The sequence below is a fragment of the Polymorphospora rubra genome, from assembly GCF_018324255.1.
GTDB classification, from domain to species: domain Bacteria; phylum Actinomycetota; class Actinomycetes; order Mycobacteriales; family Micromonosporaceae; genus Polymorphospora; species Polymorphospora rubra.
Genome location: NZ_AP023359.1, coordinates 2,476,536 through 2,502,498, shown reverse-complemented (window position 1 = coordinate 2,502,498; position 25,963 = coordinate 2,476,536). Strand labels below are relative to the sequence as shown.

26 protein-coding genes are annotated in these 25,963 nt (G+C 72.0%); 15 read left to right on the top strand and 11 right to left on the bottom strand.

Annotation, left to right across the window (positions count from 1 at the left end):
- Positions 1 to 3: 3 nt before the first annotated feature.
- Positions 4 to 504, bottom strand: coding sequence for a cation:proton antiporter regulatory subunit (locus Prubr_RS11595; protein ID WP_212824770.1), 501 nt, complete (start codon positions 502 to 504; stop codon positions 4 to 6).
- A gap of 145 nt (positions 505 to 649) precedes the next feature.
- Between Prubr_RS11595 and clpB the strand changes: the two genes are divergently transcribed.
- The 10 genes from clpB to Prubr_RS11545 all read left to right on the top strand — a co-directional run bounded on the left by clpB (position 650) and on the right by Prubr_RS11545 (position 10,019).
- Complete coding sequence (gene clpB / locus Prubr_RS11590) at positions 650 to 3,241, top strand: ATP-dependent chaperone ClpB (RefSeq protein WP_212824768.1); 2,592 nt, start codon at positions 650 to 652, stop codon at positions 3,239 to 3,241.
- Between the two features lie 154 nt (positions 3,242 to 3,395).
- Positions 3,396 to 4,049 carry a DUF4178 domain-containing protein gene (locus Prubr_RS11585; protein WP_212827909.1) on the top strand — a complete coding sequence of 218 codons (654 nt, stop codon included), beginning with the start codon at positions 3,396 to 3,398 and terminating at the stop codon, positions 4,047 to 4,049.
- A gap of 3 nt (positions 4,050 to 4,052) precedes the next feature.
- Positions 4,053 to 4,544 (top strand): DUF2617 family protein, encoded by a 492-nt coding sequence (locus Prubr_RS11580; RefSeq protein ID WP_212824766.1) that lies wholly within the window; start codon positions 4,053 to 4,055, stop codon positions 4,542 to 4,544.
- Positions 4,541 to 4,966, top strand: coding sequence for a DUF4247 domain-containing protein (locus Prubr_RS11575; RefSeq protein WP_212824764.1), 426 nt, complete (start codon positions 4,541 to 4,543; stop codon positions 4,964 to 4,966). The genes Prubr_RS11580 and Prubr_RS11575 overlap by 4 nt, the downstream gene beginning before the upstream one ends.
- 37 nt (positions 4,967 to 5,003) lie before the next feature.
- Positions 5,004 to 5,429: a DUF350 domain-containing protein gene (locus Prubr_RS11570; RefSeq protein WP_212824762.1), complete on the top strand. Its 426-nt coding sequence runs from the start codon at positions 5,004 to 5,006 to the stop codon at positions 5,427 to 5,429.
- Positions 5,430 to 5,592: 163 nt separating this feature from the next.
- The gene (locus Prubr_RS11565) at positions 5,593 to 7,104 is read left to right on the top strand and encodes a polyamine aminopropyltransferase (protein ID WP_246568912.1); all 1,512 of its coding nucleotides are present in this window, start codon (positions 5,593 to 5,595) and stop codon (positions 7,102 to 7,104) included.
- 142 nt (positions 7,105 to 7,246) lie between these two features.
- Entirely contained in the window at positions 7,247 to 7,987 is a 741-nt protein-coding gene (locus Prubr_RS11560) for a DUF2076 domain-containing protein (protein ID WP_246568574.1), read from the top strand.
- A gap of 120 nt (positions 7,988 to 8,107) precedes the next feature.
- Positions 8,108 to 8,917 (top strand): SDR family NAD(P)-dependent oxidoreductase, encoded by an 810-nt coding sequence (locus Prubr_RS11555; protein WP_212824760.1) that lies wholly within the window; start codon positions 8,108 to 8,110, stop codon positions 8,915 to 8,917.
- A gap of 127 nt (positions 8,918 to 9,044) precedes the next feature.
- Entirely contained in the window at positions 9,045 to 9,584 is a 540-nt protein-coding gene (gene pyrE / locus Prubr_RS11550) for an orotate phosphoribosyltransferase (RefSeq protein ID WP_212824757.1), read from the top strand.
- A gap of 57 nt (positions 9,585 to 9,641) precedes the next feature.
- Entirely contained in the window at positions 9,642 to 10,019 is a 378-nt protein-coding gene (locus tag Prubr_RS11545; RefSeq protein WP_212824755.1) for an ArsR/SmtB family transcription factor, read from the top strand.
- 268 nt (positions 10,020 to 10,287) lie between these two features.
- On the opposite strand, the gene Prubr_RS11540 is transcribed toward Prubr_RS11545, so the two are convergent.
- The 7 genes from Prubr_RS11540 to Prubr_RS11510 all read right to left on the bottom strand — a co-directional run bounded on the left by Prubr_RS11540 (position 10,288) and on the right by Prubr_RS11510 (position 18,382).
- A complete protein-coding gene (locus tag Prubr_RS11540; RefSeq protein ID WP_425518005.1) occupies positions 10,288 to 11,025 on the bottom strand; it encodes a DedA family protein in 738 nt (245 codons plus the stop codon).
- 102 nt (positions 11,026 to 11,127) lie between these two features.
- Positions 11,128 to 13,668 carry a polynucleotide kinase-phosphatase gene (locus tag Prubr_RS11535; RefSeq protein ID WP_212824753.1) on the bottom strand — a complete coding sequence of 847 codons (2,541 nt, stop codon included), beginning with the start codon at positions 13,666 to 13,668 and terminating at the stop codon, positions 11,128 to 11,130.
- 26 nt (positions 13,669 to 13,694) lie between these two features.
- A complete protein-coding gene (locus Prubr_RS11530) occupies positions 13,695 to 15,164 on the bottom strand; it encodes a 3' terminal RNA ribose 2'-O-methyltransferase Hen1 (RefSeq protein ID WP_212824751.1) in 1,470 nt (489 codons plus the stop codon).
- Between the two features lie 59 nt (positions 15,165 to 15,223).
- Entirely contained in the window at positions 15,224 to 15,802 is a 579-nt protein-coding gene (locus tag Prubr_RS11525) for a YdeI/OmpD-associated family protein (protein ID WP_212824749.1), read from the bottom strand.
- A 63-nt stretch (positions 15,803 to 15,865) separates the two neighbouring features.
- Positions 15,866 to 16,666, bottom strand: a complete 801-nt coding sequence (locus Prubr_RS11520) for an intradiol ring-cleavage dioxygenase (RefSeq protein ID WP_212824747.1) — start codon at positions 16,664 to 16,666, stop codon at positions 15,866 to 15,868.
- Between the two features lie 460 nt (positions 16,667 to 17,126).
- The gene (locus Prubr_RS11515) at positions 17,127 to 17,975 is read right to left on the bottom strand and encodes a type IV toxin-antitoxin system AbiEi family antitoxin domain-containing protein (RefSeq protein ID WP_212824745.1); all 849 of its coding nucleotides are present in this window, start codon (positions 17,973 to 17,975) and stop codon (positions 17,127 to 17,129) included.
- 197 nt (positions 17,976 to 18,172) lie between these two features.
- Entirely contained in the window at positions 18,173 to 18,382 is a 210-nt protein-coding gene (locus Prubr_RS11510) for a hypothetical protein (RefSeq protein ID WP_212824743.1), read from the bottom strand.
- Between the two features lie 130 nt (positions 18,383 to 18,512).
- Here Prubr_RS11510 and Prubr_RS11505 point away from each other — a divergent pair, with 130 nt between their 5' ends.
- The 3 genes from Prubr_RS11505 (at position 18,513) to Prubr_RS11495 (ending at position 20,748) form a co-directional block, all read left to right on the top strand.
- Positions 18,513 to 18,902 carry a phage holin family protein gene (locus Prubr_RS11505; protein ID WP_212824741.1) on the top strand — a complete coding sequence of 130 codons (390 nt, stop codon included), beginning with the start codon at positions 18,513 to 18,515 and terminating at the stop codon, positions 18,900 to 18,902.
- 155 nt (positions 18,903 to 19,057) lie between these two features.
- Positions 19,058 to 20,083 carry a class II fructose-bisphosphate aldolase gene (fbaA, locus tag Prubr_RS11500; protein WP_212824739.1) on the top strand — a complete coding sequence of 342 codons (1,026 nt, stop codon included), beginning with the start codon at positions 19,058 to 19,060 and terminating at the stop codon, positions 20,081 to 20,083.
- 263 nt (positions 20,084 to 20,346) lie between these two features.
- Complete coding sequence (locus tag Prubr_RS11495; protein WP_246568572.1) at positions 20,347 to 20,748, top strand: hypothetical protein; 402 nt, start codon at positions 20,347 to 20,349, stop codon at positions 20,746 to 20,748.
- Positions 20,749 to 20,793: 45 nt separating this feature from the next.
- Here the strand turns inward: Prubr_RS11495 and Prubr_RS11490 are convergent, their stop codons facing one another.
- Positions 20,794 to 21,984, bottom strand: coding sequence for an LOG family protein (locus tag Prubr_RS11490; RefSeq protein ID WP_212824737.1), 1,191 nt, complete (start codon positions 21,982 to 21,984; stop codon positions 20,794 to 20,796).
- An 83-nt stretch (positions 21,985 to 22,067) separates the two neighbouring features.
- On the opposite strand from Prubr_RS11490, the gene Prubr_RS11485 reads away from it, so the two are divergent.
- Positions 22,068 to 22,496, top strand: coding sequence for a DUF3151 domain-containing protein (locus Prubr_RS11485; RefSeq protein WP_212824735.1), 429 nt, complete (start codon positions 22,068 to 22,070; stop codon positions 22,494 to 22,496).
- Positions 22,497 to 22,526: 30 nt separating this feature from the next.
- Here Prubr_RS11485 and Prubr_RS36795 read toward each other — a convergent pair whose 3' ends face one another.
- Entirely contained in the window at positions 22,527 to 24,323 is a 1,797-nt protein-coding gene (locus tag Prubr_RS36795; RefSeq protein WP_246568570.1) for a chromosome partitioning protein, read from the bottom strand.
- A 123-nt stretch (positions 24,324 to 24,446) separates the two neighbouring features.
- Between Prubr_RS36795 and Prubr_RS11470 the strand changes: the two genes are divergently transcribed.
- Positions 24,447 to 24,668, top strand: a complete 222-nt coding sequence (locus Prubr_RS11470; protein ID WP_212824733.1) for a hypothetical protein — start codon at positions 24,447 to 24,449, stop codon at positions 24,666 to 24,668.
- A gap of 263 nt (positions 24,669 to 24,931) precedes the next feature.
- Here Prubr_RS11470 and Prubr_RS11465 read toward each other — a convergent pair whose 3' ends face one another.
- Positions 24,932 to 25,918, bottom strand: a complete 987-nt coding sequence (locus Prubr_RS11465) for a diacylglycerol kinase family protein (protein WP_212824731.1) — start codon at positions 25,916 to 25,918, stop codon at positions 24,932 to 24,934.
- Positions 25,919 to 25,963: the final 45 nt, after the last annotated feature.

Here is a 25,963-nt window from a genome sequence, read left to right as displayed (position 1 = left end):
CGGTCAGCCGGCCGGGTCGCCGTCGGCGAGGATCGCGGTGACGCCGTCGAGCCCCTTGCGGGTGCCGACGACCACCACCACGTCACCGGCCTCGAACCGGAACTGGGGACCGGGCGAGGCGATGACGTCGCGGTCGCGGAGCACGGCGACGATCGACGCGCTGGTCCGGGTCCGGGCCTTGGTGTCGCCGAGCGGCCGGCCGACGTACGTCGACCCGGCCGGGATGGCGATCTGCTCGGTCAGCAGCCCGGCGGCCTGCTGCCGGAGCCCGGAGAGCTGTCCCAGCATCAGCGACGCGCCCAGGATGTCGGCCAGCGCCTCGGCCTCGTCGTCGGTGAGCGGGATGTCCTCGGTCGAGGCGTCGGGATCTTCCTCGTCGTAGATGACCAGGTCACGCCGGCCGGTGCGGTGTGAGACCACACCCACCCGGCGCCCGGACTCGGTCACCACGTCGTGACGTACCCCGATTCCCGGCAGGGTCGTCTGTTCTACGCGTACTCGCACGCCGCTCACCGTACTCGCGGCCGCAACAGCTCCCGGTGCCGATTTCCGGGGCGAAATGTGATCGGTGTCACTGCTCTAAAGTTGAGTGGAATAGACTCAAGTCTGGTTGTGTCGTCACCAGTGGACACGCCTGACAGGGGAGCCCATGAATGCCGAACGTCTTACCACCAAGAGCCGTGAAGTCATCACCGGCGCCGTCGCCATCGCCAGCCAGCGCGGGCACGCCACCGTCGAGCCGTGGCACCTGCTGCTGTCCCTGCTCGACACCGGGGGCTCGACCGCCGGGGGACTCCTGCGGGCGGTCGGCGCCAACCCCGTCGAGGTGCGCCGGGCCGCCGCCCGGGCGGTCGAGAACCTGCCCGCCGCCCGCGGCTCCAGCGTCGCCGAGCCCAGCCTCGCCCGCGAGTTCGCCAACGCCATCGGCGCGGCCGAACAGATCGCCCGCCCGCTCGGCGACGAATACACCTCCACCGAACACCTTCTCGCCGGCCTGGCCCGGGTCGGCGGAGCGGTCGCGCAGGCCCTCAAGGCCGCCGGCGCCACCGAGGAGAACCTCGTCGCCGCCTTCCCGGCCGTACGCGGCGGGGACCGGCGGGTCACCACCGCCGACCCGGAGCAGACCTACCAGGCCCTGGAGAAGTACGGCGTAGACCTGACCGCGAGCGCCCGGGACGGGAAGATCGACCCGGTGATCGGCCGCGACTCCGAGATTCGCCGGGTGATCCAGGTGCTGTCCCGGCGTACGAAGAACAACCCGGTGCTGATCGGCGAGCCCGGCGTCGGCAAGACCGCGATCGTGGAGGGCCTGGCCCAGCGGATCGTCGCCGGCGACGTACCCGAGTCGCTGCGCGACAAGAAGCTCGTCTCGCTCGACCTGGGCGCGATGGTCGCCGGCGCGCAGTACCGGGGCCAGTTCGAGGAGCGGCTCAAGTCGGTGCTGGAGGAGATCCGGGGCAGCGACGGTCAGGTGATCACGTTCCTCGACGAGCTGCACACCGTGGTCGGCGCCGGCAAGGGCGAGGGCTCGATGGACGCCGGCAACATGCTCAAGCCGATGCTGGCCCGCGGCGAACTGCGCATGGTCGGCGCGACCACCCTCGACGAATACCGCGCGCACATCGAGAAGGACCCGGCGCTGGAGCGGCGCTTCCAGCCGGTGCTGGTCGGCGAACCCACCGTCGAGGACACCATCGGCATCCTGCGTGGCCTCAAGGAGCGCTACGAGGTGCACCACGGCGTACGGATCACCGACGCCGCCCTGGTCGCCGCCGCGTCGCTGTCCGACCGCTACATCACCGACCGCTTCCTGCCGGACAAGGCGATCGACCTGGTCGACGAGTCCGCCTCCCGGTTGCGCATGGAGATCGACTCGCGGCCGGTCGAGGTCGACGAGATCGAGCGGGCCGTCCGCCGGCTGGAGATCGAGGAGATGGCGCTGGCCAAGGAGCCCGACGTCGCCTCGGCCGAGCGGCTGGAACGGCTGCGCAAGGAACTGGCCGACCGGCGAGAGCAGCTGACCGCGCTCAGCGACCGCTGGCACCTGGAGAAGGACCACATCACCCGGATCTCCACCGCCAAGGAGGAGCTGGAACGCCTCGGTGGCGAGGCCGAACGCGCCGAACGCGACGGCGAACTGGAACGCGCCGCCGAACTGCGGTACGGCCGCATCCCCACCCTCCAGGGCGAACTGAAGCGGGCCGAAACCGAACTCGTCGGCCTCCAGGCCGACGGCGCGATGCTCAAGGAGGAGGTCGGCGCCGACGACATCGCCGCCGTCGTCGCCTCCTGGACCGGCATCCCCGCCGGCCGGCTGCTGGAGGGCGAGACCGCCAAGCTGCTGCGGATGGAGGAGTCGCTCGGCGAACGGGTGATCGGCCAGCGGGAGGCCGTCACCGCGGTCTCCGACGCGGTCCGCCGGGCCCGCACCGGCATCGCCGACCCCGACCGGCCGACCGGCAGCTTCCTCTTCCTCGGCCCGACCGGCGTCGGCAAGACCGAGCTGGGCAAGGCGCTCGCCGAGTTCCTCTTCGACGACGAGCGGGCCATGGTCCGCATCGACATGAGCGAGTACGGCGAGAAGCACTCGGTGGCCCGGCTGGTCGGTGCCCCGCCCGGCTACGTCGGATACGAGGAGGGCGGCCAGCTCACCGAGGCGGTGCGCCGCCGGCCGTACTCGGTGGTGCTGCTCGACGAGGTGGAGAAGGCCCATCCGGACGTCTTCGACGTACTGCTCCAGGTGCTCGACGACGGCCGGCTCACCGACGGCCAGGGCCGTACGGTCGACTTCCGCAACGCCATTCTGATCCTGACGTCCAACCTCGGGTCGGCCATGATCGCCGATCCGACCCTGACCGAGGAGCAGCGGCGCGAAGAGGTGCTGGCGGTCGTCCGCACCCACTTCAAGCCGGAGTTCCTCAACCGGCTCGACGACATCGTGGTCTTCTCCTCGCTGACCGGCGACGAACTGCGGTCGATCGTCGACATCCAACTGACCCGGATGCGGCGGCGGCTGGCCGACCGCCGGCTCACCCTGGACGTCAGCGACGACGCCCGGACCTGGCTGGCCGACCACGGCTACGACCCCATCTACGGCGCCCGGCCGCTGCGCCGCCTGGTCCAGTCGGCGATCGGCGACCGGTTGGCGAAGGCGCTGCTCGCCGGCGCGGTCCGCGACGGCGACACCGTCCGGGTGGACCTCGCCGAGAGCAAGGACGGCCTCACGGTCGAGGCCGGCTGACCCACCGACCCGACGCGGCCGGACCGGCGACGGTCCGGCCGCGTCGGCGCTTCTCGATACCCGCCTACGATGTGGGCCGGTCACCGCCGAGGTGCGGTACCTGCGGGCACTTGTTACCGTCGTTGCCCACCATCGGACTGGGGAGGCGGGCGTGTTGAACGGGTCGGCGGCATGGCTCGTGGCGGGACTCGGCTGCCTGCTCGGCGTCGTCGGGGTGGTCATCGCCATCTGGGCTCTCCAGTCCGCCAAACGCAGGTCCGCTCCGCCGCCCGGCCCGGTCCACGGCACCGACCCGTTCCGGTCCCACGACGACGACGCCGACGCGCTGCGGGGCGATCCGCGCCGGCTCAAGCCCGGCGACATCGTCGAGATCCGTGGTACGTCGTACGGGGTCCGCGGCTCGCTGCGCTTCGACGAGGGCGGCTGGAGCTGGACCGAGCACCTCATCGACGACGCCGGCGACACCAAGCGGTGGCTCTCTGTCGAGGAGGACCCTGACCTCGAACTGGTGCTGTGGACCGTGGTGCCGTCCGCGACCGTCACCCCGGGAATGCCGACCCTCGACTTCGAGGGCCGACGCTACGTCTCCGACGAGTCCGGGCTGGCCCGCTACACCGCCACCGGCACGACCGGACTGCTGCCGACCGGCGGCGTCCGATACCACGACTACACCGCACCCGACGGGGCCCTGCTGTCGTTCGAGTCGTACGGCGACAGCGTGAAGTGGGAGGTCTCCCGGGGTGAGAAGCTGCACCGCGCCGAGGTGCTGGTCTATCCACAGGCCGGGCCACCCGCGAAGGCCGGGTGAACCGTGCTGGTCACCCTCGCCACCCCGTACGCCGACACCACCGCCACCGACCTGAGCTTCGCCCTCGGCCTGCCCGAGCAGCCCGCCCTGCACGTACTCGACCTCGCCCCGCTCGGCCTGCGGCTGCGCCTGCTCGGTGCCTCGCACCAGGTGGTCGTCGACGCCCCGGGCGGCCCGATCGTGGAGACGGTCGCCTGCCTGCCCGGCCGGGATCCCGAACTGCCGGCGGCGGTGGCCGACGAGGCGGCCGGCTATTTGTTCACGTCCCGGGTGCGCAGGTTCGACCGGGCCGAGATGTCGGAGCGGATCGGGCGGCTGCGGGGGCGGCTCGCCGCCGACCCGTACGCGCTGATCGGGGTGTTTCCCGGCGGGGCCGACGCGGTCACCGCCCTGCACGCCTTCTCCGCCGGGTCGACGGTCGGCTGGCGTACGTGGCACGCGTACCCGCAGAGCGGTGAACTGGTGGAGACCGAGACGGTGGTGACGGTGCGGTGAACAGGCGTGGCTGGCTCGTGGTCGGGGTGTCGCTGGCGTTGGTCGGCGCGTTGGTGGCCGGGGCGGCGATCGTCTTCGGCACGTTCTCGGCCCGCGCCTGGGTCGAGGACCGCTACTCCCGTTCGGTCGCCGACGACATCGGCCGGGACGCGACCGCCTACCGGTCCGACCGGAGCCCCGCCCAGGTCGCCGACGAGATCACCGGATCCTGGGACCCCGACGACCGCTTCGTCGACGACAGCGGTGTCTACCTGCGCTACGACGACGACTCGTTGGTGATCCTGCCGTTGGCCGCCGGTTCGCTGATCCTGCTGGAACGGATGTCCACCGCCCATCCGCGCTACCACAGCACGGTAGGCAACGCGTGGGTCTGGGGTCGTGACTCGAACGTCCGGGGCGGCGGCCCCGGTGCCGGCAAGTAACCCCTCCGTCCACCCGCCTGCCCCGGGAGCCACAGAGATGTTGGAAGACCTGTTCACCGACCTGTTGGTCGTACTCGCCTACGGCGGCGTCGGCGTCGTGCTGATGGCTGTCGGCTACGTGCTGGTCGACGTCGCCACGCCGGGCCGGCTGCGGGATCTGATCTGGACCGAACGCAACCGCAACGCCGCCCTGCTGCTGGCCTCCAACCTGGCCGCGGTCGGCATCATCGTGATCGCCGCGATCACGGCCAGCGCCGACGACCCCGTCGACGGCCTTGTCAGCGCCGGGGCGTACGGCCTGCTCGGCCTGGTCATCATGGCGGTGTCGTTCCTGCTGCTGGACGCGGTCACCCCGGGCAAGCTCGGCGAGCTGCTGGTCGACGCGCAGCCGCACCCGGCGGTCTGGGTCAACGCGGTCGTGCACCTGGTCACCGGCGGCGTCATCGCGGCGGCGATCCTGTGACACCGGCGGCGTCGGCACCGCCCACCGCGCGGTGAGCGCGTCGGCGGACCCCGCCGGCGCCGCCACCGGCGTGGACAAGGCCGGCGCGACAGGCGGCCCGGCGGGTGGGACAGGCGGCCCGGCGGGCGGGGTCCGGCCGCGGTGGCGGCTCGCCCGTGCCGCCGTGCTCGCGGCCGTCTTCGTCTGCGCCGCCTGCGGCCTGGTCTACGAACTTGCCCTGGTGGCACTCGGCAGCTACCTGATCGGCGACACCGTCGGGCAGGCGTCCATCGTCCTGGGTGTCATGGTCTTCGCGATGGGGGTCGGCGCGCTCGCCGCGAAGCCGTTGCAGTCGCGGGCCGCTGCGGCCTTCGCCGCCGTCGAACTGCTGCTCGCGCTGCTCGGCGGGCTCTCGGTGCTGCTGCTCTACGCCGCCTTCGCCTGGCTGGACCTCTACGGACCCGCCCTCGTCGCCACCGCGTTCGTGCTCGGCCTGCTGATCGGCGCCGAGATCCCGCTGTTGATGGTTCTCCTGCAACGGATCCGGGAGCAGTCGGCCGGTAGCGCGGTCGCCGACCTGTTCGCCGCCGACTACGTCGGCGCGTTGCTCGGCGGGCTGGCGTTCCCGTTCCTGCTGATCCCGGTCTTCGGCCAGTTGCGCGGGGCGCTGGTCGTCGGGGCGGTCAACGCGGTCGCCGGCCTCGCCCTGGTCTTCACCGTCTTCCGGCGCGACCTGAACGCCCGGTCCAAGGCCGCGCTGACCGCCGGGTCCGTCGTGGTCACCCTCTGTCTCGGGTACGCCTATCTCGTCGCCGAGGATTTCGAGGTGACCGCCCGACAGCAGCTCTACCGGGACCCGGTGGTGCACGCCGAGCGCAGCCGTTACCAGGAGATCGTGCTGACCCGGTCGCTGGCCCGCGGCGGCCAGCCCGACCTGCGTCTGTTCCTCAACGGAGACCTGCAGTTCAGCTCGGTCGACGAATACCGCTACCACGAGGCGCTGGTGCATCCGGCGCTCGCCGGCCCGCGCGGTGCGGTGCTGGTGCTGGGGGCCGGCGACGGGCTCGCCGTACGCGAGGTGCTGCGCTATCCGGACGTGTCGGCGGTGACCGTGGTCGAACTGGATCCCGCGGTGGTGGCGTTGGCCCGTTCCGAGCCGGCGCTGCGGAAGCTGAACGGCGACGCGTTCGCCGACCCCCGGGTACGCCTGCTGCACACCGACGCCTTCGGCTGGCTGCGTACGGCGGCGGCGCGGTTCGACGCGGTGATCGTCGACCTGCCCGACCCGGACGAGACCGCGACCGCGAAGCTGTATTCGGTCGAGTTCTACGCCCTGGTCCGGCAGGTGCTCGCCCCCGGGGCCCGCGTCGTCGTGCAGGCGGGGTCGCCGTACTTCGCGCCGCGGTCGTACTGGTGTGTCGAGGCGTCGATCCGGGCGGCCGGGTTCGCCACGACGCCGTACCACGTGGACGTGCCGTCGTTCGGCGACTGGGGTTTCCTGCTCGCCGCGCCCGGGGCGGGGCCGCCGCCGCTGGAACTGCCGACGGGTGCGCCGCCGCTGCGGTTCCTCGACGCCGGCACGCTCGCGTTGGCCGCGAACTTCCCGCCGGACCGGGCCCGGCTCGACGTACCGGCGTCGACGCTGCTGCAACCGAGGGTGCTGGAGTACGCCCGGGCGGAGTGGCGCGGCTACTGACCGCTTCCGGAGCTGGGTAGCTGGTTGTTTTACGTCTTTTGTCGACCAGGCAGTTTCTTCCACCGCGCGACGCGCGCGGGTTTGGTGAAACAACGGTGCAGGGTACCGCTACGGTGGTTTCTGGATCTAGGAAGGGAGAAACGTGTCGATTCCGATGAATCCCGGCCAGCCGGGCCAAGCCACGCGTCCGAGCACGGTCACCATCTCCGGATATCTGCTCTACGCGGTGGCTGCCATCCTGGCGATCACCGGGCTTCTGTCGCTGGTCACGATCGGTCCGATCAGCGACGTATACAGCGAGTCGTACGCCGGTACGGAACTCGAGGGCACGGAGAGCTTCGTCGTGGTCGGCGTCATCGCCACCCTCGTCGTCAACATCCTCCTCGCCATCGGGCTCGCCGTCCTCGCCGTCCTCAACCTCAAGGGCAAGAACGTCGCCCGGATCATCACCTGGGTGGTCGGCGGCCTCGGCGTCTGCTGTCTCGGCTTCGGCCTCATCGGTTCGTCCGCGACGAGCAGCTTCGGGGCACCGACGACCGGTGACCTGCCGGATCCCGCCGAGATCCAGGAACGGACGATGGAGGCGCTGCCGGGCTGGTACAACCCGGTTTCCCTCACGCTGACCGTGATTGCCCTGCTGGCGCTGCTCGCGGCCCTGATCCTGCTGGCGCTGCCGGCCTCGAACGAGTACTTCCGCCGGCCGAGCCACGGTGGCGGCGAACCCCCGCTGCCCGGCTCGTCCTACCCGGGCTACCCGCAGACGCCCGGCTCGTCCCACCCCGGTTACCCGCAGACGCCGGGTTCCGACCCGGGTTACCCGCAGGCGCCGGGCTCGGACCCGGGCTACCCGCCCGCCCCCGGGAGCAACCCTCCGCCCCGCTGACCCACGGCCACCCGCGATCCACGACCCCCGCGATCCCCGACCGGCCCCGCCGCTCGGGGATCGCGCGTTTGCAACGCCGGCCCGGCCCGGACCCGGAACGAGTCCAGTGAGGTAGGAACGATGGCAGCACCGACCCAGCACCGTCGCACCGCCCTGATCACCGGCGCCACCGCCGGGATCGGGGCCGCTTTCACCGAACGCCTCGCCGCCGACGGCTACGACCTCGTCCTGGTCGCCCGGGACGCGGGGCGGCTCGCGGCGTCGGCCACCGACCTGTCCGACCGGCACCGGGTGAGCGTCACCGCGCTGCCGGCCGACCTGTCCACCGACGACGGCTGCGCACTCGTCGAGGACCGGCTGCGGTCCGCCGACGAGCCGGTCGACCTGGTCGTCAACAACGCCGGAATCAGCCTGCACAAACCGTTTCTGCGATCCAGCGTCGCCGAGGAGACCCGCCTGTTGCGGCTGAACGTGCACGCGGTCATGCGGCTGACCCTCGCCGCGGTGAGTGGGATGACGGAGCGGCGCCATGGGGCAGTGATAAATGTCTCTTCGGTCGCCGGGTTCGGTCCGGTCATGCCGGGATCGACCTACTCGGCCAGCAAAGCCTGGGTGACCAATTTCAGCGAGTCGATAGCCATGTCGGTGTCCCGGTTCAACGTACGGGTGATGGCGCTGTGTCCCGGATACACCCGTACCGAGTTCCACGACCGGGCCGGTATCGACATGTCGAGCCTGCCCAACTGGCTTTGGCTGCGGGCCGAGAACGTGGTCGACGCGGCGCTGCGGGACCTCGGCCGGGGGCGCCTGGTGAGCGTGCCGGACTGGCGTTACAAGACCGCCACGTTCGCGCTGCGGCACGCTCCGCGTGGACTGATCAACTCCGTGACACGCGACACTCGCGGGCGGATTGACCGCGTGGAGCGATGATCGCAACCGTCCAGAGTCACCGGCCAGCCGACTGGCCCACCTGCGGACTCATCTAACGAGTCAATCTTTGTCCCCGTGACCGGGCCGACAGTTTGCTTCACAGAGTTGAGCAGTACCCTTGTGCGCCATGGGGGACCACGACGACCTGCGTAAATTCATCACTGAACTTGCCGTGGTGCACGGCCGGGTGGTGCTGTCTTCGGGGCGTGAAGCGGATTGGTACGTCGATCTGCGACGAGTCACGTTGCACCACGCGGCGGCCCCCCTGGTGGGTAGTGTGCTGCTAGACCTCACTGCGGACTGGCAGTTCGATGCGGTTGGCGGTCTGACGTTGGGTGCGGACCCGGTGGCTCTGTCAATGCTGTACGCCGCGTCGGCGAGGCAGCGGCGGCTCGACGCCTTCGTGGTGCGCAAGACCGGCAAGACGCACGGACTGCAGCGGCGGGTCGAAGGACCCGACGTGAAAGGCCGTCGGGTGCTGGCGGTTGAAGACACCTCGACTACGGGTAGCAGTGTGCTTACCGCGGTCGAGGCTCTGCAAGAGGCCGGGGCAGAGGTGGTCGGCGTGGCAGTGATCGTCGATCGCGGTGCGGGCGAAGCGGTGCGGGCCGCTGGTCTGCCGTACCGAGCGGCCTATTCGTTGGCTGACCTCGGCCTTGTGGCCTAAAAGTTTGCCGATTCGGACCGGCCGATATGCAGGCGGGTCAATGCTCTTGGTGGAAGGATGGATTACGTGGGAACTGCGTTGGCTGAAATGACAATGCCTCAGATCTCGCCGCTGGCCGGCGAGCCGATCGAACGTGCCGACGCCGAGCGACTCGCGGGAGTCCTCAAGGCGCTCGCCGATCCTGCCCGACTGCGGCTGCTCAGCCTCATCCAGTCGGCGCCGGAGGGTGAAGCCTGCGTCTGCGACCTGACCGCACCGCTCGGCCTCTCGCAGCCGACCGTGAGCCACCACTTGCGTATCCTCACCGAAGCCGGCTTGCTGGAGCGGGAGAAGCGCGGTGTGTGGGCTTACTACCGGCTGGTGCCGACCGCGATCGCCACGATCGCGGACCTGCTGACTCCGCCGCGTAAGCGGGCCACCAAGAAGGCTCGCTGAATAAGACCGTGGTCCTCGTCTGGCGTCCCTCTGCCGTGAGGTGACGCCAGACGGTTCCGCCGGCTGGTGACTTCCCGCAAGTCACCGGCGCTGCCCGGCTGCGCACCGATCCCGCCACACCGGTGGATGTCGTGCGAGGCCGGGCTGACGCGTCTCTGGCTCGGCCTGCCACCTGACCGGGTGGCGCGCCGCTTCGGTGCGGGTGGGCCAAACAGTGCTGCGGGCGAGGAATTCCCCGCCCGCAGCCGTGTTGCGTCCGTTGCCGTGCTCAGCCGCGCTCGTGCCGCTCGCGGGTCGTCTCCTGGGCGGCGTGGGCGATCGCGTCCCGCTCCGCCTCGGCCAGCGCCGCCTGGTCCGCCGGCTTCGGCTGCCGGCGTCCCGCCAGCCAGGCCCGGCCGAACTCGATGATGATCGGCAGCACCGACAGGAAGACGATCAGGATCAGGATGAACTCGATGTTGGCCTTCACGAATGGGATCTGGCCGAGGAAGTAGCCGAGCACCGTCACGCCGGTGCCCCACAGGATGCCGCCGACGATGTTGTAGATGACGAAGGTGCGGTAGTTCATCTTGCTGACGCCGGCCACGATAGGCGTGAACGTCCGGACGATCGGCACGAAGCGGGCCAGCACGATCGAGCGGGGACCGTACTTCTCGAAGAACTCGTGCGCCTTCAGCAGGTTCTCCTGCTTGAACAGCCGGGAGTTCGGGCGTCGGAACAGTGCCGGCCCGACCTTGCGGCCGAACATGTAGCCCACCTGGTCACCGGCGATCGCCGAGAGCGTGATCAGCAGACACACCAGCCACAGCGGGTACGGCAGGTACTGCCCGTCGGCCACCAGCAGACCGGTGGTGAACAGCAGCGAGTCTCCCGGCAGGAAGAAGCCGATCAGCAGGCCGGACTCGGCGAAGACGATGACCAGGATGCCGATCAGCCCGAAGGTCTGGATCAACCACTCCGGGTCGAGCCATTCCGGGCCGAGGGCGAGTGGCGTGGTTGGCGGCACGAGAGAGTCCTCCGAGTCTTGCCATCCGATTGGCCCGGCCCTTCCCGGGCGGGCGGCGACGACAGCAGTCTAGGCGTCCCAACTGAGAGCCGGTGGCTGGCGTCACAGCCGGGGGTCGACCGGCTCCGACTCGCAGGCCAGGATCGCGAACACCAACTCGTGGCGCCGCCACAGCGGCGCCCCCTCGGCGAGCCGGTCCAGGGCGGCGATGCCCAGCCCGTGCTCCCGCAGCGCCAGGCCGCGCTTGCGACCCAGCGACCGCTGCCGCAACGCCGCCAGCCGCTCCGGGCCGGTGTACTCCGGGCCGTAGATGATCCGCAGATAGTCCCGTCCCCGGCATTTCAACCCCGGCTGGAGCAGCCGGCCGCGGCCGTCGACCGCCGCCGGTCCGGCGTACGGCTTCACGACCATGCCCTCGCCACCGGCGGCGGTCAGCTCGAGCCACCAGTCCGTAGCCGCCGCGACCTGCGCCTCGTCGGCCAACTCAACGATCGTACGCCGGGTCGGGGTGAACGTTTGCGGATCGGCGGCGCACAGCCGGTCGGCCAGCGCCAGATGCCATCCGTGGTCCCGGCCGGTGTACGCCGTACCCCGGCCGGCCAGCACCGCGAACGGGGCCAGCGTGACGCCGGCCAGCCCGTCCGTCGGCCGGACGTACGCCCGGTAGGCGTCGGTGTAGCGGGCCAGGTCAGCGGCGCGGCGGGTGGTCCGCTCGCGCAGTTCGTCGACCGCGAGTCCACGGGCCGCCGCGCCGGCGAGCACGTCCAGTACCGCCGGCAGTGCCGCCCGTCCGGCCGCGCCGACACTGGCGTACTGCTCACGGATCAGGCCGGTCGCCTTCGCCGACCACGGCAGCAGTTCGCAGTCCAGCAACAGCCAGTCGGTGGCCAGTTCGTCCCACAGTCCGGCGGACGTCACCGCCGCCCGGACCCGGGCCAGCAGTGCCTCGTTCAGCGCCGGATCGGCGAAGAACGGCCGGCCGGTACGGGTGTAGACGACTCCGCCGCCCTCGCCGAACCCGGCCGCGACCCCGCCCCTGTCTTCTCGGACCACGAGCACGACGCACCGCGACCCCATGTGCTTCTCCTCGCACACCACCCGGTCGACGCCGGCCGCCCGGTAGTCGCCGAACGCCTGCGCCGGATGCTCCAGGAAGCCGTCGACCGTCGACGTCGACGAGGGCGCCATCGTCGGGGGCAGCCACGGCAGCCAGCGCGGGTCGACCGCGAACCGGCTCATCACCTCCAGTGCGGCGGCGGCGTTCTCCGCCGCGATCGTCGTGGTGCCGTATCCGTAGTCGTGGTGTCGCCGGCCGGCCACGTCGGCGAGGTCGAGCACGCCCGGGTCGCGTACCGGCTCGGGCGGCACCAGGGGCCGGACCGGCGGGTAGTACTCCCGCGCGGCCGGCACCGCCACCAGATCGCGTTCCGGATAGCGCAGCGCGGTCAGTTGCCCGCCGAACACGCAACCGGTGTCGACACAGATCGTGTTGTTGATCCACTCAGGGGTCGGGGTCGGGGTGTGGCCGTACACGACCGTCGCCGAACCCCGGTAGTCACGCGCCCACGGATAGCGCACGGGTGCGCCGTACTCGTCGGTCTCGCCGGTCGTCTCGCCCCACAACGCGAACGCCCGGACCCGGCCGGACGCCCGGCCCTGGTACTCCTCCTTGAGCCCGGCGTGCGCGACCACCAGCCGGCCGCCGTCGAGCACGTAGTGGCTGACCAGGCCCTCGATGAACTCCTTCGCCTCGGCGACGAACGCCGCCTCCTCGGCGTCGAGCTGCTCCAGCGTCTCGGCCAGCCCGTGCGTCACCCGCACCTGCTGGCCGCGCAGCTTGCGGCGCAACTTCTCCTCGTGGTTGCCCGGTACGCAGATCGCGTTGCCGGCCGCGACCATGCCCATCACCAGGCGCAGCACCCCGGGCGAATCCGGGCCGCGGTCCACCAGGTCGCCGACGAAGACCGCGGTACGCCCCGCCGGGTGGGTCGCGTCGACCGGCCGACCCTGCCCGTCGCGGCGCAGCACCCAGCCCAGCTTCTCCAGCAGCGCCTCCAGTTCGGCCCGGCAGCCGTGCACGTCACCGACGATGTCGAACGGGCCGGTCACCTCACGGCGGTCGTTGTAGAGCCGCTCGTACCGGACCTGCGCGGCCTCGATCTCGTCGACGCCGCGCAGCACGTGCACCTTGCGGAACCCCTCCCGGCCCAACTGGCCGAGCGAGCGCTTCAGGTCCCGCTGCATCCGGCTGAGCACGTGCCGGCCGAAGTCACGTTCCGGCCGGCTGCGGGTACGTTCCCAACACACCTGCTCCGGAACGTCCAGCACGATCGCCACCGGCAGTACGTCGTGCTCGCGGGCCACCTTCACCAGCCCGGCCCGGGCGTGCGGCTGAAGGTTCGTCGCGTCGACCACGGTGAGCCGGCCGGCCCGCAGCCGCTTGCCGGCGACGTAGTGCAGCACGTCGAACGCATCGGACGAGGCGGACTGGTCGTTCTCGTCGTCGGCGACCATCGCCCGGAACGTGTCCGACGACAGCACCTGCGTCGCCGCGAAGTGCCGCCGGGCGAACGTCGACTTGCCGGACCCGGACAGCCCGACGAGCGCCACCAGCGCCAACTCGGGAATCTCCAGCTCGCTCACCGTGCCACCTCGCTCGCTGCGCTCGCTCACTTCTCGACCCCTTCCGTCGGTTGGGCGGTCTCGGCCCGGGTGAACAGGGCCAGTTGGGTCGGGGTGCCGACCTGCGGATCGTCGTCGCCGACGCCGGTGAAGCCGACCGTGTAGCCGTACCGGCCGGCGACCTCGGTCGCCCACCGGGTGAACTCGGCCCGGGTCCACTCGAACCGGTGATCCGCATGCCGGTGCGCCCCCGGCGCCAACCCCTCGTAGCGCACGTTGTATTCGACGTTCGGCGTCGTCACCACCACCGCACCCGGCCGGGCGTGGCCGAACACCGCGTCCGCCAGCGCCGGCAGCCGGGGCGGGTCGACATGCTCGACAACCTCCATCAGTACGGCCGCATCGAACCCCCGCAACCGGTCGTCCCGGTACGTCAGCGCCGACTGCCACAGCTTGATCCGGCCGCGCTGCCGCTCCGGCAGCCGGTCCAGCCGCAACCGCCGCTCGGCGATCTCCAGAATCCGGGCCGACACGTCGACGCCGACGATCTCGGTGAACCGGCGGTCCCGGGCCAGGTCGCCGAGCAGCGCGCCGCCGCCGCAACCGAGGTCGAGCACCCGGGTGGCGCCGACCTCGGCGAGCGCGGCCAGCACCGCGGCCCGGCGCTCCACCGCCAGCGGCTTACGGACCGCCTCGCCGGCACCCGCACCGTCGGCGGGCGGTTCCACCGTGTCCGCTTCCGGATCGTCCTCGACGAGCCGCTGCTCGGCGAGGCGGGACAACGCCTGCCCGGCCAGCGCGCGGCGGTGCGCCAGATAGCGCCGGGTGATCAGTCCGTGCTCCGGGTGATCGGCGAGCCAGCCGCTGCCGGCCCGCAACAGCTTGTCGATCTCGTCCGGCGCGACCCAGTAGTGCTTTGCGTCGTCGAGCACCGGCAGCAGCACGTACAGGTGGTTGAGGGCGTCGGCCAGCCGTACCGTGCCGGTCAGCGTCAGGTCGACGTACCGGCTGTCGCCCCACTGCGGAAACCGCTCGTCGAGCGGGATCGCGGTCGCGGTGACCGCCCAGCCCAGCGGGGTGAACAGCCGGTCCGCCAGTTCCGCACCGCCCCGGCAGCGCAGTACCGGCACCCGGACCTCCAGCGGGATCGCGGTGGCCGAAAGCTCCGGCCGGTCCTTCGAGTCGCCCCGCAGCGCCGACCGGAACACCTTCGCCAGGGCGGCGGCGAGCAGGCTCGACGCGGCGTACGGCCGGTCGTTGACGTACCGGCCGAGGGTGAAGTCGTCCGGCATCGCACCCGGCTGGCCCCTGCCACCCCGGCCCTTCGGGCCCGACAACCGCAGCGGATCGACGTCGAGCAGCAGCGCGGCCGTGCACCGCTGCGGCGTCGCCTCCGGGAACAGCACGTGGGCGGTGCCGGTCGGCATCTCGAACGAGTGCGCCCGGTCGGGATGCTTGACCAGCAGGTAACCCAGATCCGTAGCCGGTCGGTGGGTGGTGGAGACAGTGATCAGCACACCGGCGATGATGGCAGGCCGGCGCCTGCCGGGCGTCCCGGTTTTTCGACGCCGGCGGGTTACTGCGGGTACGGCGTCTCGCCGCGCGCCAGCATCCCGACGAGCTTCGCGATCCGGCGTTGCCTGGTCGCATCGGTCCCCGCGGTCGCGACCCGGTGCAGGACCGCGTACCGGTTCTGGCCGTTCAGCGTCGCGTACGTCGCCGCGGCGGCCGGACTGTCGTCCAGCGCCCTCGCCAGATCCGGCGGCATCTCGATGCTGGCCGGTCCCTGGTAGGCCCGCTCCCACCGGCCGTCCGCCCTGGCCCGCTCGACCTCGCCGAACCCGCGCGGGCGCATCCGCTGCTCGGCGCTCAGCCGCGCCACGTTCTGCACGTTGCGGGCCGACCACAGACTGCGTTGGCGGCGGGGCGTGAACCGTTGCCGGTAGGTGTGCTCGTCGATGCGCTTGGCCTGCCCGTCGATCCAGCCGCTGCACAGGGCCTCGTCGAGCGCCTGCGCGTAGCTCAGCGACGTGGGATCGGTGACACCCTTGCGGGCCAGCAGCAGCCAGACACCGTCGGAACTGTCCTCGTTGGCGTCGAGCCAGGCCCGCCACGCCGCGACGTCGGGGACGACCAGGACGTCAGGATCGGTCATCTCGTCACTATCGTCGGATGGGCGGTCCGGGTCTTGTACTTTCCCGACGTGTCGGCGGCCGTCTCACCGGTCGACCCCGATGGTGATCAACCCCAGGTAGCCGTCGCCCTCCCTCGACAACGTCAGCATCGGTGGCGTGTCACCACCGGAGCGCATCACCCCGTCCCGGTCGTTGGTGGTGTCCCGGCCGGTGCGTGACGAGTACGGCCCGGTCGCGTACACCTGCGCGCTGACCGCCTCGTCGAAGTAGAGCTGGGTGGTCAGCGTGGTGCTGGTGTCCAGGTGGACCTTGGTATGGATGTGCACGGTCCGCCCCCGGTACCAGCCCGGGTAGATCGTCACGAACTCCACGATGCCGTCCGCGTTGGTGACCTGGGCACCGCGCAGGTAGATCTCGTCGTCGGTGGGACCGGTGCCGCCACGGCCGGGCGCGCCGCCGCTGCCGGTCGACGCCGACTCGAAGCCGGAGTAGAGCCCGCCGGCGTCGCAGTGCCAGATGTCGACCGCCGCGTTGGGTACGGGTGCGCAGTCGCCGACCTCCTGCACCCGTACGGCCAGCCGCAGCCGCACCCCCGGCCGGTCCTCGCGGATGTCGCTGCGGATCACCTTCGGGTCGAAGTAGTACGGGCCCTCGGTCTGCTCCGGCGTCACGACGCAGCTCGCCGCGTCGTCGAAGAGGTCGGCGAGGGCCGGGTCGGCGCCGGTCTGCGGTTGGACCGTGGTGGTCGCGCCGGCGCTGGTGGTCACTTCCGCGCTCGTGGTCGGGGTGGCGTTCCGACCGTCACCGCACGCGGCGAGCAGCGTGCCGAGCCCGACGGTGCCGATGCCGGCGAGCGCCCGCCTACGGTCGATCCGGTACGTCATGGGAATGCTCCTCGTTTCGAACCTGCCCGAGAAGCCTCCGCCCGATCCCTGTGCCGAACCTGTGCCACTCCTGTACGTTCCCCCGCCCCGCCCCGCCCCGCCCCGCCCCGCCCCGCCCCGCCGCCTCCCGTGCCCGCGCCCCGCCGTGCCCGCGCCCCGCCGCGTTGATCAAGGATTAGTTGTGTCGCAAAAAGGGCGACTCGGGCACGGTTTCCCCTCGATCGCGCCGCGCGGCACGATTTCTCCTTGATCAACGCGGCAACGCGGCGCGGCAACGCGGCGGGGCGCGGCACGACGCGACGCGACGCGACGTGGCGGGGCGTGGCGGGGCGTGGCGGGGTGCGGCGGGGTGCGGCGGGGTGCGACGTGGCGGGGCGTGGCGGGGTGCGACGCGACGTGGCAACGCGGCGGGGTGACACGACATGCGGCAACGCGGCTGGGCGGATCGCGTCGGCCGGGGCTACCCGGCGAGCGCTGCCCGCATCGTGGCCACGACCTGCGCGGGTTGCCGGTAGATGTCGACGTCGGTGAAGTAGCGCATGCTCCAGCCGTGCTCGGCCAACCAGTTGTGCCGCCGTCGGTCCAGCCGCATCCGTTCCCGGTCGGTGTGTGACCGCCCGTCGTACTCGGCTCCGACCCGCTGTCGGCGGTAGCCGAGGTCGAGCCGGAACTGCGGATCGTCCCAGGCGTCGAAGACCCACAGTTGCGGTTCGGGAGCTGGCAGGCCGCCGTCGAGGAGGATCATGCGGAGTTGACTCTCCTGCCGGCATTCCGGGCGTGGATCCCCGAGCGGTACGACCTCGCGGGCCTGCCGGACGCCGCGCAGACCGTCGTGCAGGGCAACCTCGGTGGCGAGCGCGGACGGAGTGCTGGCCCGGGCCCGTAGTGCGGCGTCGACCACGGCGAGCGCGTCGATCCGGCTGCAGATTCGGGCCAGGTCGACGATCACCCGTTCCGGTGCCGCGCAGGGTAGGCCGGCCACCTCGACCGGAAGCAGCGGTAACACGGCCTGGTGGCCGACGACACCGCTGATCTGGGGGACCGGCCGCCCGCTCGGGCTGATGACGTGGATCCGGCCGGTCGGGACGACGCCGAATCCGTACAACCGGGCGGCGGTGTGGAATCCGAACACGGTGTCGGGTGGCAGCACCTGCCGGACCGCGTGCAGGCGGTCGACGAAGGAGGGCTGGCCGCCGGACACGTACGTCCCCCGCGTGACGCGGTGCAGGGCTCCGGTGCGTACCCGGTCCCGGATCTGGTTGGGGCTGAGGCCGCGGGCGAGCAGTTCGGCGTACCGCCAGGTCGTCATGCCCGAGAGCGTGGCGATCGCCGACCCCGCCCCGCCACCCCGCACGTCGAACCTGTGGACAACGGGGCGCCCTGTGGATAACCGCCAGCCTGCACGGGCGGCGGCCGCTACGCGTTGATCAAGGGGAAAGCGTGGCGATTTTGTCCGTTTCCACCCACGACTTGTCCTTGATCAACGGGGAAAACGCGGGCGCTGGCTCAGCGGTAGTCCTCGTCCAGGTTGACGATCCGGGCCTGTTCGGTGGCGTCGTACTCGGTGACCTCCAGGCCCCGGTGCAGCTCGGGCTCGTCCTCCGCCGGGTCGGCGACGGTCGCCTGCTCGACGGCGTCCGCCTGGGGCGTCTCCGGGTCACGCTCCTCGGGAGAAAGGTGGTCGCCGGGTGCGAAGTCCTCGTCTGGCCTGGTCATCGCCGCCTCCTCGCGGTTCGCGGGTGCTGAACTCACCGTACGGGTTGACATCCGTGCCCGCCGGACGCCGCCGCTAAACGAGTCACCCGTTTTGGTGTCACGACTGGTCCTGCGGTGACACGATGGGACCGTGGGGATTCTGATCCGGTTGGTGGTCAACGCCGTCGCACTGTGGGTCACCACCCTCGTGGTGCCAGGAATCGACGTGACCGGCGGCTCGGCCGGCCGGAACGTCCTGACGCTGCTGGCGGTTGCGCTGATCTTCGGCATCGTCAACGCGGTGATCAAACCGATCGTCAAGGTGGTCGGCTGCGTCTTCTACATCCTGACCCTGGGGTTGATCGCTCTTGTGGTCAACGCCCTGTTGTTCCTGCTGACCGACTGGCTCGCCAAGGCGCTCAACCTTCCGTTCCACGTGGACGGTTTCTGGCCGGCGTTCTGGGGTGCGATCGTGATGGCCGTCGTCGGTTGGGCGATCAGCCTCGCGGTGCCCGACCGGTGGGAGGGCACCCGGGCCTGAGCCGGCCCGGGGTCGGCGGCCTGAGCGGCCCGGGGCCGATTCCCGGCCCGCGAAGCAACTACGGGATACTGCCGGGCGGAGGACAGCGCGGTCCGGCGCACACACCCAGGACACTGCGGCCCGTGGCCGTGAGCGGTCAGTAAGGAGCATTTGTCATGCCCATCGCTTCCCCCGAGGTCTACGCCGAGATGCTCGACCGCGCCAAGGCCGGCGCGTTCGCATACCCCGCGATCAACGTGACGTCCTCGCAGACCCTCAACGCCGCCCTGCGCGGTTTCGCCGACGCGGGCAGCGACGGCATCATCCAGGTGTCGACCGGTGGCGCCGAATACCTCTCCGGCCCGACCGTGAAGGACATGGTCACCGGTTCGGTCGCGTTCGCCGCGTACGCGCACGAGGTCGCCAAGCACTACCCGGTGAACATCGCGCTGCACACCGACCACTGCCCGAAGAACAAGCTCGACGGGTTCGTCCGCCCGCTGCTCGCCATCTCCAAGGAGCGGGTCGCCAAGGGGGGCGAGCCGCTGTTCCAGTCGCACATGTGGGACGGCTCGGCCGTGCTGCTGGAGGAGAACCTCCAGATCGCCGAGGAACTGCTCGGCCAGGCCGCCGCCGCCAAGATCGTGCTGGAGATCGAGGTCGGCGTCGTCGGCGGTGAAGAGGACGGCGTGGTCGGCGCCATCGACAACAAGCTCTACACCACCGTCAGTGACGGTCTGGCGATGGTCGACCGCCTCGGTCTGGGTGAGAAGGGCCGCTACATGGCGGCGCTGACCTTCGGCAACGTGCACGGTGTCTACAAGCCCGGCAACGTCAAGCTCCGTCCGGAGATCCTCAAGGAGATCCAGGACGCCGTCGGCGCCAAGTACGGCAAGGAGAAGCCGCTCAGCCTGGTCTTCCACGGCGGTTCCGGCTCGCTGCTGTCGGAGATCCGCGAGGCGCTCGACTACGGCGTGGTCAAGATGAACATCGACACCGACACCCAGTACGCCTTCAGCCGTCCCGTCGCGGACCACATGTTCCGCAACTACGACGGCGTGCTCAAGGTGGACGGCGAGGTCGGCAACAAGAAGATGTACGACCCCCGGGTCTGGGGCAAGCAGGCCGAGGCCGGCCTGTCGCAGCGGGTCGTCGAGGCGTGCGAGCACCTGCGTTCGACGGGCACCTCGCTCAGCAAGTGATCTTTCGGCTCCACCCGACGGGCGTCACGAAACCGTGGCGCCCGTCGGCGTATCCGCCGCCACGCCCGGTCACCGCCTAGAATTGTCCGATTCGGAGGTTGGCGTACGCCCCACGCCGGCCTCGACCCCGGACGGTGGAGGTCGGTCGTGCTCGGCATCGAGGGCTACGAGCCGCAGTGGACCCACAGTGCCCGGAGCCTCGCCGCCGCCCACCGGGCCCGGTTCGGCCGGCTCGTCGGCCGCCCGCTCGAGGGGCCTGGCTGATGTGGGACGTCGACCAGCGGACCTGGTTCGCCGGCGGACCGGTGATCCTCGGCTTCGGCGACGTCAACGTCGAGGTCACCCACCGCAAGTTCGACGAGTGCGCGATCACCTGGAACCAGGTCGACATGTCGATGCCGCTCGACTGGCCCGGCCTCGCGCTGGACTGGCGGGCCGACGCCCACGAGGCGCTGCACGCCGCCCGGGGCCGCCGGCTGCGGGCCGTCAACGTGATCGAGCGGATCATGCCGTCGCCGTGGCGGCCGCGCGTGCTGCACGCCGTCGAGTTCCTCTTCGACGGTGCCCGGTTGGCGATCCACAACGCGCTCGACGAGAACGGGCTGACCGGGGCGCCCGAGGTGACCCTCCCGATCGGCTTCTGGTGCCGGATCTCGGTCGCCTGACCCGACACCTTCCGCCCCGCCCCGGGCCGGGCCGCCCGCCCGAGGTCAGCCCGTGAGCAGCTGTACGACGTCCTCGACGTCGTCGGCCAGGTGGACGGTCTTGGCCAGGTCGCCGTCCGGCGACAGTGCCAGCAGCGGTCGCAGCAGTGCCTCGACCGGCAGCGTCTCGGTCCAGAACGCCCGGTCGAGGAAGATGTACGGGCCGCTGTCGCCGTCGGTGCGGTAGAAGGTCTTCGTCGCCGCCTGGAACACCTCCTGCACCGTGCCGGCCCGTCCGGCGGCGAAGACGATCCCGCCCCTGGCCAGCCGCAGGATGGTGTCCTCGCGGATCGCGTTGGAGAAGTACTTCGCGATCTGGCCGGCGAACAGGTTGGCCGGCTCGTGGCCGTAGAGCCAGGTCGGGATGGCCAGCCCGCCGCATCGGGCCCAGTCGAGCGGGTCGGCCGGCGTGAACCGCTCGCGTACGGCCAGCGCCGCCGCCGTGTACGGGTCGTGGTCGTGGAAGTTCGGGGCGCCCGCCAGCAGGTCGATCGCGGCGGTCAGCTCGTCGGCCGTCCGGGTGGCGAGGTAGGCGCCCAGGTTCGCGGCCTCCATCACGCCCGGCCCGCCCCCGGTGACGACGAGCCGGTCGGCGCGGGCCAGCCGCCAGCCGATCGCGGCGGCGAGGCGGTAGGTCGTCGTACCCCGGGGCACCGCGTGCCCGCCCATCACCCCGACCACCGAGGCCGGCCCGTGCGTCGCCAGCCAGGCATCCGTCACGTGGGCGAGGGCGTTGTCGACGGCGTGGTCGTGCAGCCGCTGGGCCAGCGCCTCACGGATCTCCGGCAGCGCGCCGCCGTGCGCGCGGAAGTGGTCGTAGACCACGGTGTCGTACATGCCGGCGAACCCGGCGGCGTCGAAGCCGGCGTACAGGTCCGGCGGGGTGTAGAGCCGGGACGGATGGATCGCGTACGGCAGCGCCCGGAACGGCGGCACCACGTGGGCGCCGCGCAGCACCACGTCCGCCTCGACCGCCCGGGACGCGAAGCGGCACCCGATGAACAGGGTGTCGGTCAGGTCGACCGGGGCAAGGTCGGGGACCGGCTCCTCGTCGAGCCGCAGGCCCTGCACGGTCAGCCCGGCGAGGCTGCCGGCCCGCAGGTGCAGGTCGAGTTCGGCCCGCGACTCGATCTCGTCGGGCGAGTTGTCGTGGGGGAGCAGGACGTCGATCGGCGGTGGGGTGGACACGCCCGCCATCCTGCCCCGTGCCGGCAACCGGCAGGCGACGTGGACCCCGCCCCTGAGGGGGCCGGGTCCGGCGCGCCGGGTTGAATGGGTTCATGCAGAACCTGTTGCCCGAGCCGCCGCCGACCCTGCTGACCGCCGACGACGACGCCGAGGCGGCGCTCGCCGCCGCCGAGAAGGAGGACACCGACGACGCGTACGCCTCGGTCGCCGCACGTTTCCCGACGCACAGCGGGGCCTGGGCCGCGCTCGGTGCCCGGGCGTTCGACGCCGGCCAGGTCGTCGCGGCGTACGCCTACGCCCGTACCGGCTACCACCGGGGCCTCGACCAGTTGCGCCGCAGCGGCTGGAAGGGCCACGGCCCGGTGCCGTGGTCGCATTCGCCCAACCGTGGCTTCCTGCGCAGCCTGCACGTGCTGTCGAAGGCTGCCGGCCAGATCGGCGAGTCCGACGAGGCGGCCCGCTGCGCCCAGTTCCTCCGGGACTGCGACCCGGCGGCCGGCGACGCGCTCGCCAGCTCCTGAGTCGCCGGCCGGCCCGGAACGGCCGGCAGCTCACAACCCGACGGCCACCGCCGCGGCGATCTTCAACCAGGCGTCGCGGGTGGCCGTCGACAGCTGCCCGTAGCGGACCGGCTCGCCAATGTCGATGAGCCGCTCGTACGGCGCCAGCAGCACCGCCCGGGTACGGGCCGCGAAGTGCTCTTCGATTGCCGGCAGGTCGATCTCCTTGCGGGACGGCGGCATCGACACGACGGTGATCGCCTGGCGGACCAGCCGCTGCCGGCCGGTCTGCTCCAGGTGGTCGAGCATCCGGGCGGCCGGCTCGGCCGAGTCGTTGCGGGCCGACATGGTCACCACGAGCTGGTCGGTGGCGTCGATGGCGGCCTGCCAGTTCTCCGCGCGCACGTTGTTGCCGGTGTCGACGAAGATCAGCTTGTAGAACCGGCTGACCACCTCGCGGATGTCGCCGAACGCCATCCGGGTCAGCATCTCGCCCGCGGTGGCCGACTCGTCCGAGGCGAGCACGTCGAACATGCCCTCACCCTGCGCCCGGACGTACTGCGACAGGTCGCCGACCCGGCCGTGCGTGCCCCGGAACTGCTCCAGGTCGCGGAGCAGGTCGCGGACCGTACGGGAGTGGAAGTCCTGCTGCGCCCGCATCCCGAGGGTGCCCTGCGTCTCGTTGTTGTCCCAGGCCAGCACGTATCCGCCGCGCTTCTGCCCGAACGTCATCGCGAGCAGCAGGATCGCCACCGTCTTGCCGGCGCCGCCCTTGGGATTGACCACCGTTACCTGACGTAGCCCGCCGAAGTTGCGGCGGACCATCTCGACGTCGTGCTTGATCTCCTGCTCGTAGCGGCCGGGACGCATCTTGACCAGCCCGAACGTGGTGCGGTTGACCGCGGCGCGGACCCCCATCGTGGCAACCGGGTCCGGTGGTCGGACGGCCCGCCGCCGGGCGAACTCCTCCGCGGTCGGGATGACGGTCGGTGGCCTGCCGGGCGGCCCGGCGGGCGCCCCGGGACCCGGCTGCCCGCCGTACGGCGCACCGGGGTGACCGGGCGGCGGCGGGCCACCGACACCCGCGCCGGGCGGCGGTACGCCGGGCTGGCCGGGCGGCCCGCCGTACGCCCCAGGTGCGTACGGGGCACCGGGCTGGCCGTACGGCGTGCCCGGGCCGGCCTGCGGGGCGGGGTACGGCGTGCCTGGAGCGGGATACCCCGTGCCCTGAGCTGGGTACGGCGTGCCCGGAGCTGGGTACGGCGTGCCCGGACCGGTCTGCGGGACGGTGGGCGGCGGACCGTACGGTCCGGCGGGAGCGCCGGCGTCCGGCTGGGTGCCGTGACCGGTGGGCGGCCCGACCTGGCCGCCGGCCTCGGCGGCGGGCGTGGCGGGGCCGGGATCGGTGGGCGCACCGGGAGGCGTCGAATCGGCGCCGTGGGGCGACTCTCGGTCACTGGCCGCGGGATGGGCGGGCGCCGCGCCGGACCACCCGGCGGGATCGGCTGGCGGCGGCGCGTCACGAAGCGGCGCCTGGTGCGCCCCGGTCGCCTTGTGGAGCGCCGGTCCGGGCTGCGCCGGGCCCGGTGGCATCGGTCCGGGCTGCGCCGGGCCCGGTGGCATCGGTCCGGGCTGCGCCGGGCCCGGTGACATCGGTCCGGGCTGCGCCGGACCTGGTGACATCGGTCCGGGTGGGGTCGGGCCGGGAGGCGCCTCGGCCGACATCGGCGCCGGGACCGGTCGCTCCGGTCCGGCCGGCGGAGCGGGCTGGGGCGTGGGCCCGTACGACCAGGGTGAGACCGGGCGTGGGCCGACCGCCGGCGGCGGCGGTACGGGCAGGGCCGGCATCGGCTGCTGCGGAACGGGTCGCGCTGCCTGGGACTGATCCGGTAGCTGCGGAACGCCCCATGGCGGCGCGGTGGCCCAGGCGGGCCGCGATTCCGGCCGGGCGGCCGGACCCGCCGTGGCCGTGTGATCGGGTCGGCCAGCCGGTTCGCCGGGTACGGGGCCGGCGCCGGGCGGGCCGTCGGGCGGGAACGGCCGACCGACGGGCGACCGGCCGTCGGCCGGGGCCGGACCGCCGGGCGGCTGGCCGATCGGTTGGGTCTGGTCGCCCGGTGGGTGCTGGTCGCCCGGTTGAGGCTGGTCGCCACGCCGATCCGAGCCGACGACCGGGACCAGTTGGGTGCGTGACGCCACCGCGTGCGGACGGCCGTGCACCGGGCCGCTCTCCGGTACCTCGCCGTCGGGCTCCTCCGGCGGCCAGAACGGCTCCTCGGACCAGGTCGGACCGGCCGCTTCGGGCCTGGCCTGCCCCGGCGGGGGCTCCGGTCCGGTCCACCTCGGCTCGTTCGCGCCCGGCACGTACAGCCGGTCTGCGTGATCGTTTGTCACGGCGGCCTCCCCTCGCCCCTACGAGGATAGGTAAGCCGGGCAGATCGCACCCGACTCCAACATCAGCCGGGGTAGACCGCCCAGGCTGCGGGCTCGATCCACCAGGACCGCTTCCGGCCCAGTTCGCCGGCCACCCCGTCGTCGAGGTACGGCACCTCGCCGTCGCGCGGCACGACCGCGGTCGCCCGGCCACGGGCCCGGCGGACCTCGAGACGTACCCGTGATCTGCGCCACCGGGACCGGACGGTCACCGGGACGGCGACCGCGACCTCGATCAGGCCGTCGGCCGGGTCGGCGCGGCTCAGCAGTGTCACGTCGGACAGCGTGGCGTAGCCGGCGGCGTTGCCGATCGCACAGGCCAGCAGCGGTTCGTCACCGTTGCTGAGCACCGTGTCGTCGACCTCCACCCGGCCCCGCCAGGCCAGCGGCCGGCCGGCCTCGTCGGCGCCGCCGAGCAGGGCACCGTCGAGAGTGACCGATCCGCCGTCGTTGCGGAGCAGGTCGAGGCGGCGTACCCGGTCGCCGAGGACGGCCGCGGCGACCGCCGCCGGGTCGCGGGGCAGGCCGAGTTGCGCCGCCAGGTCACGCTGGTCGGCGCCGCGGGCCGGGTCGAGCGGCAGGATGCCGATCGCCGGCAGGTCGGGCAGGGTGCGGTTGGCGGCGAGGTCGGCCGGGCGCCGGCTGGGCGGCGGGGCGTACCGGCGGACCATCCGGCGCATCACGGCGCGTAGTTGGCTGTCGCTGGCCGTAGCGATGATCAGTCGGGTCTTCGCGTCCCCGTCGGGCCAGTCGAGACCGTCCGGCCGGGCCGGGCCGTCGAGCCGGGCCAGCACCGCGTCGATCTCGGCGTCGGAGTGCGCGGTCACCATCGTCACCCGCGCGCCGGCCGTGGTGAGGGCGTCCGCGCAGTTCAGCACCGGTACGCGGGGTGTCTCGGCGCACTCGTCGCCGCCCGGTTCGGATGCGCCGCCGCAGCATCCGCCGCCGGTGCCGCAGGCCGCCTTCTGATCGTCGGCGGCGCCCAGCGTGAGCAACACCACGTCGTACACGCCGATGGCCTCCTGCCTCGTGATACAGCCCTTTGCCGGCCGTAC

What these genes read in the sequence shown, in the direction of transcription:
- Prubr_RS11570 (WP_212824762.1), top strand. Translation starts at nt 5,004, where the DNA reads ATGTTGGAAGACCTGTTCACCGACCTGTTGGTCGTACTCGCCTACGGC.
- Prubr_RS11515 (WP_212824745.1), bottom strand. Translation starts at nt 17,975, where the DNA reads ATGACGACCTGGCGGTACGCCGAACTGCTCGCCCGCGGCCTCAGCCCC.
- pyrE (WP_212824757.1), top strand. Translation starts at nt 9,045, where the DNA reads ATGGGGGACCACGACGACCTGCGTAAATTCATCACTGAACTTGCCGTG.
- Prubr_RS11525 (WP_212824749.1), bottom strand. Translation starts at nt 15,802, where the DNA reads ATGACCGATCCTGACGTCCTGGTCGTCCCCGACGTCGCGGCGTGGCGG.
- Prubr_RS11520 (WP_212824747.1), bottom strand. Translation starts at nt 16,666, where the DNA reads ATGACGTACCGGATCGACCGTAGGCGGGCGCTCGCCGGCATCGGCACC.
- Prubr_RS11495 (WP_246568572.1), top strand. Translation starts at nt 20,347, where the DNA reads ATGTGGGACGTCGACCAGCGGACCTGGTTCGCCGGCGGACCGGTGATC.
- Prubr_RS11555 (WP_212824760.1), top strand. Translation starts at nt 8,108, where the DNA reads ATGGCAGCACCGACCCAGCACCGTCGCACCGCCCTGATCACCGGCGCC.
- Prubr_RS11485 (WP_212824735.1), top strand. Translation starts at nt 22,068, where the DNA reads ATGCAGAACCTGTTGCCCGAGCCGCCGCCGACCCTGCTGACCGCCGAC.
- clpB (WP_212824768.1), top strand. Translation starts at nt 650, where the DNA reads ATGAATGCCGAACGTCTTACCACCAAGAGCCGTGAAGTCATCACCGGC.
- Prubr_RS11490 (WP_212824737.1), bottom strand. Translation starts at nt 21,984, where the DNA reads ATGGCGGGCGTGTCCACCCCACCGCCGATCGACGTCCTGCTCCCCCAC.
- Prubr_RS11545 (WP_212824755.1), top strand. Translation starts at nt 9,642, where the DNA reads ATGGATTACGTGGGAACTGCGTTGGCTGAAATGACAATGCCTCAGATC.
- Prubr_RS11510 (WP_212824743.1), bottom strand. Translation starts at nt 18,382, where the DNA reads ATGACCAGGCCAGACGAGGACTTCGCACCCGGCGACCACCTTTCTCCC.
- Prubr_RS36795 (WP_246568570.1), bottom strand. Translation starts at nt 24,323, where the DNA reads ATGCCGGCCCTGCCCGTACCGCCGCCGCCGGCGGTCGGCCCACGCCCG.
- fbaA (WP_212824739.1), top strand. Translation starts at nt 19,058, where the DNA reads ATGCCCATCGCTTCCCCCGAGGTCTACGCCGAGATGCTCGACCGCGCC.